This is a genomic window from Paraburkholderia saeva, from assembly GCF_907164555.1.
Taxonomy (GTDB): Bacteria; Pseudomonadota; Gammaproteobacteria; order Burkholderiales; family Burkholderiaceae; genus Paraburkholderia; species Paraburkholderia saeva.
In genome coordinates this window covers 367,963-381,838 of the sequence record NZ_CAJQZC010000002.1, presented here as the reverse complement: position 1 = coordinate 381,838, position 13,876 = coordinate 367,963, and the positions used below count along the sequence as shown (strand labels likewise).

Below are 13,876 nucleotides of genomic sequence, written 5' to 3'. Positions count from 1 at the left end.
TGATGCTGCCGCGGGTGTTCACGCTGGCGGCGGGTTGCGGAGGTGTCCAGTCAGCCGAGCAGAGGAGAGTCGTTCATGTCAGTCCGTTTCGTCGCGCGTATGCTCGCGCTCCCGCTAGCGTTCCTGTCTGTGGTGACCTCGCTGGCCGCACATGGCGAGCCGGTTCCGGAAAGCCAGTGGCAGGCGAGCCAGGCAACCTTGTTCACACTCGTGCAGGACGGCTACCGGATCGTTTCGGTGATCGAGGAGCGGCGCGGGGAGGCGAATTCGACGCAGACGTTCTATCTTCAGCGCGAGCAGGGCGCGTTCAAGTGCATCGAGCAACATCAGATCGAGCCGAAGACGCATGCGTCCGAGGCGCAGTTCGCGTGTTTCGAGCTGGCGCAGCCGTTTTCGACGAAGGTGAAGTAGGGCTGGTCGCGTTGAGTTGGACCCGGCTGAACGTCTGCGGAAACAAAAAAGCCGCTGCTTCGTGAGAAGCAGCGGCTTTTTCTTGATGCTGGTGGCGAATCAGGGACTCGAACCCCGGACCTGCGGATTATGATTCCGTCGCTCTAACCAACTGAGCTAATTCGCCGAAAGAAGCGAGATTATGCGGATGACGGCGGGGGCTGTCAACCCCCGCGCGCCATTTTTGTGAACTCTATCCAGGCGCGCCCTCAACCGCTTGCGGCAGAGGGCGCCGCACCCACGCCATCAATCTTCGGCGTAGATGTTCGAGTCCTTGGTCTCCTTCACGAAAAGCATGCCGATCACGAACGTCGCCAGCGCGATCACGATCGGATACCACAGCCCCGAATAAATGTTCCCCTTCGCCGCCACGATCGCGAAGGCGGTTGCCGGCAGGAAGCCGCCGAACCAGCCATTGCCGATGTGATACGGCAGCGACATCGACGTATAACGGATCCGCGTCGGGAACATTTCCACCAGCATCGCCGCGATCGGGCCGTACACCATCGTCACGTAGATTACGAGGATCGTCAGGATCACAACCGTCATCGGCCAGTTGATCTGCGACGGATCGGCCTTCGGCGGATAGCCGGCCGTCTTCAGCGCGGCGCCCAGCGTCTTGTCGAACGTCTTGCCCTGTTCCTTCGCGTCGGCAGCCTTGCCGTCATAGGTGTTGATGACCGTCTCGCCAACCTTGATCTCGGCCAGCGTGCCCGCCGGAGCCGCCACGTTGTCGTAGTTCAGGCCGGCCTTCGAAAGCGCGCTCTTCGCGATATCGCACGAGGTCGTGAACTTCGCCGTGCCAACCGGGTTGAACTGGAACGAGCATTCGTCCGGATTCGCGACCACGACGATCGGCGACTTCTGCTGCGCGGCTTCCAGCGCCGGGTTCGCATAGTGCGTGAGCGCGTGGAACAGCGGGAAGTACGTGAGCGCCGCGATCAGGCAGCCGGCCATGATGATCGGCTTGCGGCCGATCTTGTCCGACAGCGAACCGAAGAGCACGAAGCACGGCGTGCCGATCAGCAGCGCCAACGCGATCAGGATGTTGGCGCTCGTGCCGTCGACCTTCAGCGTCTGCGTGAGGAAGAACAGCGCGTAGAACTGGCCCGTGTACCACACCACTGCCTGACCGGCCGTAAGGCCGACCAGCGCCAGAATCACGATCTTCAGGTTCTTCCATTGACCGAACGCTTCGGTCAGCGGGGCCTTCGACGTCTTGCCTTCAGCCTTGATGCGTTCGAACGCCGGCGATTCCTGCAGTTGCAGGCGGATCCAGACCGAGATCGCGAGCAGCAGGATCGACGCGACGAACGGAATGCGCCAGCCCCAGTCGCCGAACGCTTCTTCGCCCATCGACGTACGCACGCCGAGAATCACCAGCAGCGACAGGAAGAGGCCGAGCGTCGCTGTCGTCTGGATCCACGAGGTGTAGAAACCGCGACGGTTAGCCGGCGCATGTTCAGCGACGTAAGTCGCCGCACCGCCATACTCGCCGCCGAGCGCGAGACCCTGCAGCATGCGCATCGCGATAAAGATCACCGGAGACGCCATGCCGATCGCCGCGTAACCCGGCAGGAAGCCGACGACGAACGTCGACAGACCCATGATCACGATCGTGACGAGGAACGTGTACTTGCGGCCCACCATGTCGCCGAGCCGGCCGAACACGATCGCGCCGAACGGACGCACCGCGAAGCCTGCCGCAAAACCCAGCAGCGTGAAAATGAAACCCGCAGTCGGGTTGACGCCGGAAAAGAAGCTCTTGCTGATGAAGGCCGCCAGCGAACCGGCCAGGTAGAAGTCGTACCATTCGAAAACGGTGCCGAGCGACGATGCGAAGATCACCCGCTTCTCATCGCTTGTCATCGGCGCGTGCGAGATTTGCCCGCCAACGGTTGCCATATGTCGTCTCCAATATTGATATAAGCATGCGGCCTCGCCGGCAAGGCGAGCCCGTGAGCCGATTATTGGAGCCAAAACTTACTGCCTACTGACGCTTGTCTCATAATTCGGCACGATGAGCCGCGGCCGAAATTCTTCTTAAATCGCCTAATGTGCGTGCAAGTCGCGTGAATAGTGTGTTAATCCGGCAATCCGGTGGAATTCCGAGTTTGCTGGAAAACCGTCAGTTAGGGTAAGTCCCGGGCGCGTTCCAGCATCCTCAGGCTGACACGCACGAGCGTCCCTGCGAGCCGCGGGGTTGCCTGATACACGTTGTCGCCAATGGTCAGCGTGCCGCCGTGCATCGTCGCGATCTCGCGGACGATGGCGAGACCGAGGCCGCTACCGTCGCCCTCGCGGCCGAGAATCCGGTAGAAGCGCTCGACGACGCGGTCACGCTCGGCGGCCGGAATGCCCATGCCGGTGTCTTCCACTTCCAGATGCACGAGCCCCGCTGCAGGCTCGGGTGTCACGCGCACGGTGATGCGTCCGCCTTCGGGCGTGTAGCGGATTGCGTTATCGATCAGGTTCGACAGCATTTCGCGCAGCATCACGAGGTTGCCATCGACTTCGATGCGGCCGTCGTCCTGCGCATCGGCGTCGTAGGGGCCTTCGTAGCCGAGATCCATGCGTCGGGCGAGCGCGGCCTGAATCCAGTCGCGTACGGCGTTGCGCGCGACTTCCGTGATCTCGACCGGCGTGAAGATCTGTCCCGACATGCGGTTCTCGGCGCGCGCAAGCGCCAGCAGCTGCGTGACCAGCCGCGCGGCATGCCCGGAACTGGTTGCGATTTGCTCGAGTGAGCGATGCACCTCAGCGGACGCATCCTGCCGCAGCGCCAGTTCCGCCTGCGTGCGCAAACCGGCGAGCGGCGTCTTCATCTGGTGCGCGGCGTCGGCGATAAAGCGCTTTTGCAGCTCCATGTTCTGTTCGAGGCGCGTCAGGAGGTCGTTGAACGACGTCACAAGCGGCTCGATTTCGGGCGGCGCGCGCCGGGCTTCGAGCGGCGACAGATCGTCCGGACGGCGCGCGCGGATGTTCGACTGCAGCGCGTGCAGCGGCGCGAGCCCGCGCGAAAGCCCGAACCACACGAGCAGGATCGCCAGCGGCAGGATCACGAACTGCGGCAGGATCACGCCCTTGATGATGTCGTTGGCAAGCTGGCTGCGCTTGTCGAGCGTTTCGGCCACCTGCAGCAATACAGGCTGCGTACCCGGCATCTGCGGAAATTCGACCGTCGTGTACGCGACGCGGATGTCGTTGCCGCGCAGCACGTCGTCGCGAAACTCGACGATGCCCGGTTGCGGCCGGTCTTCCTCGTGCGGCAGCGGCATGTCGCGGTCACCGCCGACGAGTTCTCCACGCGTGCCGAGCACCTGATAGAACACGCTGTCGACGTTATCCGCGCGCAGGAAGTCGCGCGTCGAATCGGGCAGCGACAGTTCCGCGATCCCGTTCACCGGATGAATCTGCCGCGCGAGCACGTAGGCGTCGGTTTCGAGCGCGCGGTCGAACGGCCCGTTTGCAATGGATTTGGCGACGAGGTAGGTGACCGCCAGACTCATCGGCCACAACAGCAGCAAGGGCGCGAGCATCCAGTCGAGAATTTCGCCGAAGAGCGAGCGCGGACGCGCTGCGGCAGCGGCCTCGCTTTCGTCGGGCGGGGCGAAAGGGTTGGCGTAACGGGCGTCGCGGGCTTCATCGTCGAGACCTGCGGCGGAAGCGGGCGGCACGGATTGCGCGGGTCGTGCCGGTGAGGGGGGCGCTTCGGCGTGACGCGCGGCGGTGTGCTCCTGGCGAGCGGACATGCGGTCCTACTTGAAGTAGTGGCTCGCGGGCATCGCGCCGGGAGCGGGCGCGGCAGTTGCAGCGGTCGTGGGGGTTGCTGAAGGCGTTGCCGGTGTTGCAGCGGTTTCCCCGGCTGCTGGCGCCGGTGCAGCCTTTTCGAGGCAGTAGCCGAGCCCGCGCACCGTGATGATGCGCACGCCGCTCGGCTCGATCTTCTTGCGCAGCCGGTGAACGTAGACTTCGATGGCGTTGTTGCTGACTTCCTCGCCCCATTCGCACAGGTGATCGACGAGCTGTTCCTTCGACACCAGCCTGCCGATCCGCTGCAGCAGCACTTCCAGCAGCCCGAGTTCGCGCGCCGACAGTTCGACCACCTGGTCGTTGACATAGGCAATGCGGCCAACCTGGTCGAAAGACAGCGAGCCATGTTTCACAACCGTGGGCCCGCCACCCGCGCCGCGCCGCGTGAGCGCACGCACCCGCGCTTCGAGTTCGTTGAGCGCGAAGGGCTTGGCCATATAGTCGTCGGCACCGAGATCGAGGCCCTTCACGCGTTCGTCGACGCTGTCCGCAGCCGTGAGAATCAGCACCGGCATGTTCGAATTACGCGCCCGCAGACGCCGCAGCACTTCGAGCCCGGACATGCGCGGCAGGCCCAGATCGAGAATCAGCAGGTCGAAAGTCTGCATCGAAAGCGCGGTATCGGCCTCGACGCCGTTCTTCACGTGATCGACGGCATAGGCCGACTGGCGGAGTGATCGGACGAGACCGTCCGCGAGTATGCTGTCGTCTTCGGCAATGAGAATTCGCATGAGGCGTTGAGGCTCTGGCATTGCCCGCGTCGTGGTGTCGCCCGGCGCGCGGCGGTCTCCGAAACAATCGTGGTGGTGGGGCAGGCGTTGCGTACGCGTCGAAATGAATGCGAAACGCGCTTGCCAAAACCACTGTTTTTTTATACAGTGTCTGCGTTAAGCGCGCCGTCCGCAAAAACGGACCGCAACCCTGCGTCAGACGCCGTTCATCATAGCAAAGGACGATTCATGGAAGAAAGCAAGAAAGGCCCGGCTGGACTGACTGCTGAAAAGAGCAAGGCACTGGCTGCCGCGCTCGCGCAGATCGAAAAGCAGTTCGGCAAGGGGTCGGTCATGCGGCTCGGCGCGGGCGAGGCAGTCGAAGACATTCAGGTGGTCTCCACCGGGTCGCTCGGCCTCGACATCGCATTGGGCGTCGGTGGTCTGCCGCGTGGTCGCGTCGTCGAAATCTACGGTCCGGAATCGTCGGGTAAAACCACGCTGACGCTGCAGGTCGTAGCCGAAATGCAGAAGCTGGGCGGCACGGCAGCGTTTATCGACGCGGAACACGCGCTCGATATCCAGTACGCAGCCAAGCTCGGCGTGAACGTGAACGATCTGCTGGTTTCGCAGCCGGATACCGGCGAACAGGCGCTCGAAATCGCCGACGCGCTGGTGCGCTCGGGCTCGATCGACATGATCGTGATCGACTCGGTCGCGGCCCTCGTGCCGAAGGCTGAAATCGAAGGCGAAATGGGCGATTCGCTGCCGGGTCTGCAGGCACGTCTCATGTCACAGGCGCTGCGCAAGCTCACCGGTACGATCAAGCGTACGAACTGTCTTGTGATCTTCATTAACCAGATCCGGATGAAGATCGGCGTGATGTTCGGCAACCCGGAAACCACAACGGGTGGTAACGCACTCAAGTTCTACGCATCGGTGCGTCTCGACATCCGTCGTATCGGCTCGATCAAGAAGAACGACGAAGTGATCGGTAACGAAACGCGCGTGAAGGTCGTCAAGAACAAGGTGGCGCCGCCGTTCCGCGAAGCGATCTTCGACATTCTTTATGGCGAGGGCATTTCGCGTCAGGGCGAGGTCATCGATCTCGGCGTGCAGGCGAAAATCGTCGACAAGGCCGGCGCGTGGTACAGCTACAGCGGCGAGCGCATTGGTCAGGGTAAGGACAACGCGCGCGAATTCCTGCGTGAGAATCCGGACATCGCGCGCGAAATCGAAAACCGTATCCGCGAATCGCTTGGCGTGAACGCGATGGCAGATGTCGCCGTGGTCAGCGCTGAAATCGCGGGCGAAGACGAGTAATCGTCGCGTGATACGTAAGGGCCGGCCTGCATCGCAGTTTGATTCGCAGCCTGAAGCACGGTCAGTTCGACGTGCAGGACGTGATGCGGACGGCCCGCATGAAGACGACTCGTTCGAGTCGTTCGACGCACACGATCGCGCAGCAGGGCGTCGTTCGTCGGCTGCGGCCGCGACTGCGCCGAGATCGCGATCAGGTGTAACGCCAACGCCAACGGTTAGCGCGGCTGTCTCGTCCACTGCGACCCGGGCTTCAAATCCAGATTCAACCTCCGCCAACACCTTCGCTCCAGACTTCACCCCGGAAAGCGGTCAGGCACCCGCGGAAGCCACTTACTCGCGCTCGCGTCGCGCGCCGGGCGACCCGCCGCTCGCAGGCAAAGACCGCTCCACCAACGCCAAACGTCCCGCACGCTCATTGAAGGGACGCGCACTCGGGTATCTCTCGCGTCGGGAATACAGCCGCGCTGAACTTGCCCGCAAGCTCGCGCCGTTCGCTGAAGAGGACGACAACGTCGACGCGCTGCTCGACATCCTCGAAACCGAAGGCTGGCTCTCCGATTCGCGCTTTGCCGAAAGCCTGATTCACCGTCGTTCGTCGCGTATGGGCGCGAGTCGCATCGTGAACGAGCTCAAGCAGCATGCAGTCGGTCAGACGTTGATCGAGGAAGCGAGTGCGCAGTTGCGCGAAACTGAACTTGCCCGCGCGCAAAGCGTCTGGCGCAAGAAATTCGGCCATCTCCCTGAAACCCAGGCGGAGCGCGCGAAACAGGCGCGTTTCCTGGCTGCGCGCGGATTTTTGGGCGCAACGATCGGCAAGATACTGAAAGGGCTGGACGAAGACTGGGCCGAAGGCGGCGAGTAGCCCGCCAAATCGTCCGTCGAGCCTTGCGGGGCGGGCTTGCCGTGTCCGGATAGTGTCAAATACCCAGTATGCTAAAATTCAGTGGTTTCCCAATCCGGCCTTACCTCTCGCATGCCGCTTTCCCCGCCAGTCTCCCGTCAGTTGCGCCATCGTCGCGCAATACGAGCGGAAGCCTATGAGCGCGAGGACGGGCTGTGGGACATCGAGGCATGCCTCACCGACGAAAAGCCTCGCGATGTGGTGCTTGCGTCGGGCGTCCGGCCCAACGGTCTGCCGATCCATGAACTCTGGCTCCGCATTACGATCGATCGCAAGCTCAATGTCGTCGACGCTGAAGCGTCGTCCGACTGGGTGCCCTATCCGGGCATCTGCCAGACCGCCAGTCCCGCCTATCGGGCCCTCATCGGGCTCAACCTGTTCAACAACTTCCGTCGCGATGCCAGCCGTTTGCTCGGTGGCACCGCTGGCTGCACGCATCTCACCGAGTTGTGCGCAATCATGCCCACGGCCGCCATCCAGGCGTTCGCGGGCGACGTCTGGAACACGAACAGCGGCGATGCACCTGGCGAGACAGCAGGACCGGCGACGGCTGGCGAGGCCAGTGAACATGCGGCGACCAGCGGATTGGCAAACGGGGCTGAAAACGGACCCACAACTGAACGGTCCGACAGGCCGGCAAGGGAATCAACCGACAAACCGCCTTTCCAGCTCGGTCGCTGCCACGCGCTGCGATTCGACGGTGAAGCGGTGCAACAGTTTTATCCGCGCTGGTACGGCCGCGCGCCGCGAGCAGAGGAGCGCGCGGAAGGTGCATCCGACGGACAAGCCGCGCGAGCGGCGCGTCGTTGAACAGCAATAAAAGCGGAAGCGAAGTTCAATCCAACTCTCAGACTGAAGGGAATCACGCATGAAGATTCACGAGTACCAGGGTAAGGAAATCCTGCGGAAATTCGGCGTCGCGGTACCGCGCGGCAAGCCGGTCTTCTCGGTGGATGATGCGGTCAAGGCCGCGGAAGAGCTCGGCGGCCCGGTTTGGGTCGTGAAGGCTCAGATCCATGCGGGTGGCCGTGGCAAGGGCGGCGGCGTGAAGGTCGCCAAGTCGCTGGAACAGGTTCGCGAATACTCGAACCAGATCCTCGGCATGCAGCTCGTCACGCACCAGACCGGTCCGGAAGGCCAGAAGGTGAATCGCCTGCTGATCGAAGAAGGCGCTGACATCAAGAAGGAACTGTATGTCGGCCTCGTGATCGATCGCGTTACGCAGAAGATCGTCGTGATGGCATCGAGCGAAGGCGGCATGGACGTCGAAGAAGTCGCGGAAAAGACGCCTGAGCTGATTCACAAGATCGCGGTCGACCCGTCGACCGGTCTGAAAGACGCCGAAGCCGACGAGCTCGCAACGAAGATCGGCGTGCCCGCCGCTTCGCTGCCGCAAGCGCGCGCGATCCTGCAGGGCCTCTACAAGGCATTCTGGGAAACGGACGCGTCGCTGGCCGAAATCAACCCGCTGATCCTGACCGGCGACGGCAAGGTCATCGCGCTCGACGCGAAGTTCAACTTCGATTCGAACGCGCTGTTCCGTCATCCGGAAATCGTCGCGTATCGCGATCTGGACGAAGAAGATCCGGCCGAAGTCGAAGCATCGAAGTTCGACCTCGCGTACATCTCGCTTGACGGCAACATCGGCTGTCTCGTGAACGGCGCTGGCCTCGCAATGGCAACGATGGACACCATCAAGCTGTTCGGCGGCGAACCGGCGAACTTCCTCGACGTAGGCGGTGGCGCCACGACCGAGAAGGTCACGGAAGCGTTCAAGATCATGCTGAAGAACCCGAACCTGACGGCGATTCTCGTGAACATCTTCGGCGGCATCATGCGCTGCGATGTGATCGCTGAAGGCGTGATCGCGGCTTCGAAGGCCGTCTCGCTGAAGGTGCCGCTCGTGGTCCGCATGAAGGGCACGAACGAAGACCTCGGCAAGAAGATGCTCGCTGAATCCGGCCTGCCGATCATCGCGGCGGACAGCATGGAAGAAGCTGCGCAGAAGGTCGTCGCGGCCGCTGCGGGCAAGGCGTAAGCCGCCCCGGCGCTCATCACGGATTACGAATGGCGGCGCGCATGCGACGCGGGCGAAGAATATCCTGCCCACGCGCGTGCGACGCCAGACGAACAGAGGTCAATACATGTCGATTCTGATCAACAAAGACACCAAGGTCATCACGCAGGGCATTACCGGCAAGACCGGTCAGTTCCACACGCGCGCCTGCCGTGAATACGCAAACGGCCGCGAAGCGTACGTCGCGGGTGTGAACCCGAAGAAAGCCGGCGAAGACTTCGAAGGCATTCCGATCTACGCAAGCGTCGCTGAAGCCAAGGCTGAAACGGGCGCGACCGTGTCGGTCATCTACGTTCCGCCAGCAGGCGCTGCTGCTGCAATCTGGGAAGCCGTTGAGGCCGACCTGGATCTCGCAATCTGTATCACGGAAGGCATTCCTGTCCGTGACATGATCGAGCTCAAGGCACGCATGCGCGCAAAGAACAGCAAGACGCTGCTGCTCGGACCGAACTGCCCGGGCACGATCACGCCGGACGAGCTGAAGATCGGCATCATGCCGGGTCACATCCACCGCAAGGGCCGCATCGGCGTCGTGTCGCGTTCGGGCACGCTGACGTATGAAGCAGTCGGTCAATTGACGGCGATCGGCCTTGGCCAGTCGTCGGCAGTCGGTATCGGTGGCGACCCGATCAACGGTCTGAAGCACATCGACGTGATGAAGATGTTCAACGACGATCCGGATACGGACGCCGTCATCATGATCGGCGAGATCGGTGGTCCGGACGAAGCGAACGCCGCTGAGTGGATCAAGGACAACATGAAGAAGCCGGTGGTTGGCTTCATCGCTGGCGTGACGGCGCCTCCGGGCAAGCGCATGGGCCACGCCGGCGCGCTGATCTCGGGCGGTGCGGATACGGCCGAAGCGAAGCTGGAAATCATGGACGCATGCGGTATCAAGGTCACGAAGAACCCGTCGGAAATGGCGCGTCTTCTGAAGGCGATGCTGTAATCGAAATGTCGACGACGGCCCCGGCCGTCCCGAAATTTTGATACTCTTACGAATCCCTTTCGTGAGAGCGAAGTATCAAGGCGAGGGAGCGTCTGCTTCCCTCGCTTTTTTATTTGTCTTCGTGCTTTGCGTTTCCGCTGGTTTTTCGTTTCGCATCCTTCTACGCTGCCTGTCATGCTCGAGTTTTTCGCTACGCTCCACTGGGGCGCTGTCCTCCAGATCATCGTGATCGACATCCTGCTGGGTGGCGACAACGCAGTCGTGATCGCGCTGGCCTGCCGCAATCTGCCGCCCGATCAGCGCACGCGCGGCGTGCTGTGGGGCACGGCGGGCGCGATCGTGCTGCGCGTCGCGCTGATTGCGTTCGCGGTCGCGCTGCTGGATGTGCCGCTGTTGAAGTTCGCAGGTGGCCTGTTGCTGCTGTGGATCGGCGTGCGTCTCATGGCGCCGGCACATGACGTGCACGAGAACATCAAGCCTGCCGACAAGCTGATTGCCGCGATCAAGACCATCATCGTCGCCGACGCCGTGATGAGCCTCGACAACGTCATCGCGATTGCCGGCGCCGCCGAAGCGGCCGATCCACAGCACCGGATTGCGCTCGTGATCTTCGGGCTGATCGTGAGCATTCCGCTGATCGTGTGGGGCAGCCAGCTGGTGCTGAAGCTGCTCGATCGCTTGCCCGTAGTGATCACGCTGGGCGCGGCGCTGCTCGGCTGGATCGCGGGCGGCCTTATCATCAACGACCCTGCCGGCGACCGCTGGCCCGTGCTCGACATGCCGGCCGCCGAGTACGGCATGAGCATCGCAGGCGCGCTCTTCGTCGTGATCGTTGGCTATGCGCTCAAGCGCCGCAACGAGCGCCGCGAGGCCGCGCAGGCGCCCCCCGGCGCACATTGAACCCGCAGCACTGGCCATCCGGCCGACTGCCTGAAACGCCCGCCGCTCGCTACGATCGAAGCGCCTGCCTCAATACATGAAGCAGGCGTTTTTCGTTTCGGGAGCCTGCTGATGATTGTTTCTGTACCTTGTTCCGTATCGCCTGCTTTATCGCCATCTCAATCGATGGCCCGCCGCATTCGCACGCAGGCCGCGCAATGCTTCAGCCGCTGGCCAGCCGAACTGGCGCACGTGTGCGGCCAGTACGCACGCCGGGGCCGCGCTGGCTTTACGCTCATCGAACTGATGATCGTGCTGGCAATCGTCGGCGTGATTGCCGCGTATGCCATCCCGGCGTATCAGGACTATCTGGCGCGCGGTCGGGTAGGCGAAGGTTTGTCGCTGGCTTCGTCGGCGCGCCTTTCGGTTGCGGAGAACGCTGCGAGTGGCAGCGCGCTCGGTGGCGGATACGCGTCGCCACCGGCTACGCGCAACGTCGAATCGATCCATGTCGACGACGACACCGGCCAGATCACGGTCGCCTTCACAACCCGTGTCGCGCCGGCGGGCACGAACACGATCGTGCTCGTGCCGTCGGTGCCGGATAACCCCGAAGCGCCCACGGCGCGCGTCGGCCTCGTCAAGGGGACGTCCCAGCCGGGCACGCTCACATGGGAATGTTTTGCGGGCGGCAAGAACAGCTCGTCGTTGCCTGCGCCGGGCTCGGGTCCGGCACCGGCAGACGCCGCGACGTTGCCTGCGAACCTCGCGCCGCCTGAGTGCCGCACCTGAGGACCGATGTAGAGACGGACTCGTGACGTATGGCGGGCGCATGGGCGTATCCCTGTAATCTCGTGTTATTTAGGCCAGCCGGCGCACAGGTCATTGATTTTTTTGTATAGTGCGCCGGTTGCTGACGCCCCCGGTTACTCATGCCCACCCCATTCGCGCGCTATCTGTCTCTCGTCCTGCTGGCTCTCGCATTGATCCTGCCGTATGCGGTGGTCAATCACACGTACCCGATTCCGACGTTCTATGCCGAGTTCACCGCGCTCTCGCTGTACCTGCTGACCGGCGCCGCCGTCGTGCTGCTCGTCGGCAACGCGCGGCCGCGTGTTGCGTTCGCGTCTCCGGTGGTCGCGCTCGTGCCGCTTGCATTCGGTCTCCTGCTGGTTCTGCAGTCGTTCGTGCTGTCTGTTGCGCAGCCGTCGATGAACTGGCTCGGCGCCGGGTTCCTGCTGGCCGCGTTCATGGCGACCCACGCGGGCTACGGTTTCACAACCGCGAACCTGAGCGAGACTGCGTTGCGCTGGATGGCGGGGGCGCTGATCGTCGGCGGTCTCTTTGCGGTGTTCTGTCAGGTCATGCAACTGTTCCATCTGGAGGCGAGAGTCACGCCGCTCGTGGTGGCCTACAACATCACGATCGATCGGCGGCCGTTCGGCAACATGGCGCAGGCCAATCACCTCGCGACCTACATTGCGTTCGCGATGGCTGGTGCGCTGTATCTCGTGCAGACGCGGCGTCTGAACCTCGTGCTGTGGGTCGTCGTCTCGACGATTTTCAGCACCGGTCTCGCGCTGACGGTCTCGCGCGGGCCATGGCTGCAGATGGGCGTGATTGTCGTGGCCGGGTTCTGGATGGCGTTTGCCGGCCGGCGCAGCGAGCCGCTCGATCGCAAGACGGGCAAGCGCAGCGACCGCGCGTGGCTGGTTCCGCTGGCGCTGGCGACGCTCTTCGTCGTCGTCAACGCAGCGATCCGCTGGGCGAACGTGCGTTATCACCTCGATCTTGCACAGTCCGCGGCAGAGCGGATGAAAGACGCCGGCCAGATCGCGCCGCGTCTTGCGCTGTGGAAGTACGGCTGGACGATGTTCAGGATGCATCCGTTGATGGGCGTGGGGTGGGGCGAGTTTCCGCGCTATCAGTTCGATCTGGCGAAGACATTGGGCGGCGTTGAAATCGCGAACAATTCGCACGATATCTTTATCGATCTGCTCGCGAAGACGGGGCTACTCGGCATCGCGATCGTCATCTTCGGACTGGTGAGCTGGCTGATCCGTGTCGTGCGCGCGCCGCATACGGCAGCGCGCATTTTCGGACTCGCGATGATCGGTGTGCTGGTGATGCACGCGCTCGTCGAGTATCCGCAGCAGTACATGTTTTTCCTGCTGCCTGCGATGTTCGTGTTCGGCCTGCTTGAGACGAAGCCGCTGCCTCTCGTGCCGCAGGGCGCGTCATTCGGCATCTACGCGCTCGTGGTGTTCGTCGGACTCGCCTCGCTTTACCCGGTGTATCGCGACTACGCGCGCGCCGAAGTGCTGTACTACGGCAAGCGTCCGGCCGAGGAGTATCAGGCGGATCCCTCGTTCCTGTTCCAGGCGTGGGGCGAATACGGCATGGCAACCTTGCTGCCGATGAACGCGCAGGAGTTGCCGCACAAGCTCGCCATGCACAGGCAGGCGATCGCGTTGTTGCCGGGTGAGACGGTGTTGCGGCGCTATGCCGTGCTGCAGGCGCTCAACGGCGACACGGATGCTGCGTTCGACACGGTCGAGCGTCTGAAAATCTTCGCGCAGCTATTGAAGGACTGGCCATCGCAACTCGGCTATCTGTATGACCTTTGCGACGACCAGAAGACGCTCGCCGGCTTCAAGGCCGAACTCGTGAAGAAGTACGGCACGCCGCCGAAAGACATCAATCAGGACGACGACGCCGACGACGAGTGATGTCGTTAATACATTGACGAGGCGCGCACGCGCAACGCGTGCGCG

12 protein-coding genes and 1 tRNA gene are annotated in these 13,876 nt (G+C 62.8%); 9 read left to right on the top strand and 4 right to left on the bottom strand.

Features of this window, described 5'->3' with window-relative positions; genetic code table 11:
* The first annotated feature begins 75 nt into the window (after positions 1–75).
* A complete protein-coding gene (locus LPA36_RS05930) occupies positions 76–411 on the top strand; it encodes a hypothetical protein (protein WP_228875207.1) in 336 nt (111 codons plus the stop codon).
* Between the two features lie 89 nt (positions 412–500).
* Here LPA36_RS05930 and LPA36_RS05925 read toward each other — a convergent pair.
* The 4 genes from LPA36_RS05925 to LPA36_RS05910 form a co-directional block, all read right to left on the bottom strand.
* Positions 501–577: transfer RNA gene (locus LPA36_RS05925), tRNA-Met, on the bottom strand.
* 119 nt (positions 578–696) lie between these two features.
* Complete coding sequence (locus LPA36_RS05920) at positions 697–2,355, bottom strand: MFS transporter (protein WP_228875206.1); 1,659 nt, start codon at positions 2,353–2,355, stop codon at positions 697–699.
* A gap of 227 nt (positions 2,356–2,582) precedes the next feature.
* A complete protein-coding gene (locus LPA36_RS05915) occupies positions 2,583–4,202 on the bottom strand; it encodes a sensor histidine kinase (protein WP_228875205.1) in 1,620 nt (539 codons plus the stop codon).
* A gap of 6 nt (positions 4,203–4,208) precedes the next feature.
* Entirely contained in the window at positions 4,209–4,994 is a 786-nt protein-coding gene (locus LPA36_RS05910; RefSeq protein WP_228875204.1) for a response regulator transcription factor, read from the bottom strand.
* A gap of 228 nt (positions 4,995–5,222) precedes the next feature.
* Between LPA36_RS05910 and recA the strand changes: the two genes are divergently transcribed.
* From recA to LPA36_RS05870, 8 genes are all read left to right on the top strand, one after another.
* Complete coding sequence (gene recA / locus LPA36_RS05905; RefSeq protein ID WP_228875203.1) at positions 5,223–6,296, top strand: recombinase RecA; 1,074 nt, start codon at positions 5,223–5,225, stop codon at positions 6,294–6,296.
* A 7-nt stretch (positions 6,297–6,303) separates the two neighbouring features.
* Positions 6,304–7,158 carry a recombination regulator RecX gene (recX, locus tag LPA36_RS05900; protein WP_407674219.1) on the top strand — a complete coding sequence of 285 codons (855 nt, stop codon included), beginning with the start codon at positions 6,304–6,306 and terminating at the stop codon, positions 7,156–7,158.
* A gap of 111 nt (positions 7,159–7,269) precedes the next feature.
* On the top strand, positions 7,270–8,007 hold the full coding sequence (locus LPA36_RS05895) for a DUF2889 domain-containing protein (protein ID WP_228875201.1): 738 nt from the start codon (positions 7,270–7,272) through the stop codon (positions 8,005–8,007).
* A 58-nt stretch (positions 8,008–8,065) separates the two neighbouring features.
* Positions 8,066–9,235 carry an ADP-forming succinate--CoA ligase subunit beta gene (gene sucC, locus LPA36_RS05890; protein ID WP_228875200.1) on the top strand — a complete coding sequence of 390 codons (1,170 nt, stop codon included), beginning with the start codon at positions 8,066–8,068 and terminating at the stop codon, positions 9,233–9,235.
* 106 nt (positions 9,236–9,341) lie between these two features.
* A complete protein-coding gene (sucD, locus tag LPA36_RS05885; RefSeq protein WP_228875199.1) occupies positions 9,342–10,223 on the top strand; it encodes a succinate--CoA ligase subunit alpha in 882 nt (293 codons plus the stop codon).
* Between the two features lie 174 nt (positions 10,224–10,397).
* On the top strand, positions 10,398–11,123 hold the full coding sequence (locus LPA36_RS05880; protein ID WP_228875198.1) for a TerC family protein: 726 nt from the start codon (positions 10,398–10,400) through the stop codon (positions 11,121–11,123).
* Positions 11,124–11,234: 111 nt separating this feature from the next.
* Entirely contained in the window at positions 11,235–11,894 is a 660-nt protein-coding gene (locus tag LPA36_RS05875) for a pilin (RefSeq protein ID WP_324250889.1), read from the top strand.
* Between the two features lie 140 nt (positions 11,895–12,034).
* Entirely contained in the window at positions 12,035–13,831 is a 1,797-nt protein-coding gene (locus LPA36_RS05870) for a PglL family O-oligosaccharyltransferase (protein WP_228875197.1), read from the top strand.
* The last annotated feature ends 45 nt before the right edge of the window (positions 13,832–13,876 follow it).

Coding starts and splice junctions, on each gene's coding strand:
- LPA36_RS05930 (WP_228875207.1), top strand. CDS start 76: ATGTCAGTCCGTTTCGTCGCGCGTATGCTCGCGCTCCCGCTAGCGTTC.
- LPA36_RS05920 (WP_228875206.1), bottom strand. CDS start 2,355: ATGGCAACCGTTGGCGGGCAAATCTCGCACGCGCCGATGACAAGCGAT.
- LPA36_RS05915 (WP_228875205.1), bottom strand. CDS start 4,202: ATGTCCGCTCGCCAGGAGCACACCGCCGCGCGTCACGCCGAAGCGCCC.
- LPA36_RS05910 (WP_228875204.1), bottom strand. CDS start 4,994: ATGCGAATTCTCATTGCCGAAGACGACAGCATACTCGCGGACGGTCTC.
- recA (WP_228875203.1), top strand. CDS start 5,223: ATGGAAGAAAGCAAGAAAGGCCCGGCTGGACTGACTGCTGAAAAGAGC.
- LPA36_RS05895 (WP_228875201.1), top strand. CDS start 7,270: ATGCCGCTTTCCCCGCCAGTCTCCCGTCAGTTGCGCCATCGTCGCGCA.
- sucC (WP_228875200.1), top strand. CDS start 8,066: ATGAAGATTCACGAGTACCAGGGTAAGGAAATCCTGCGGAAATTCGGC.
- sucD (WP_228875199.1), top strand. CDS start 9,342: ATGTCGATTCTGATCAACAAAGACACCAAGGTCATCACGCAGGGCATT.
- LPA36_RS05880 (WP_228875198.1), top strand. CDS start 10,398: ATGCTCGAGTTTTTCGCTACGCTCCACTGGGGCGCTGTCCTCCAGATC.
- LPA36_RS05875 (WP_324250889.1), top strand. CDS start 11,235: ATGATTGTTTCTGTACCTTGTTCCGTATCGCCTGCTTTATCGCCATCT.
- LPA36_RS05870 (WP_228875197.1), top strand. CDS start 12,035: ATGCCCACCCCATTCGCGCGCTATCTGTCTCTCGTCCTGCTGGCTCTC.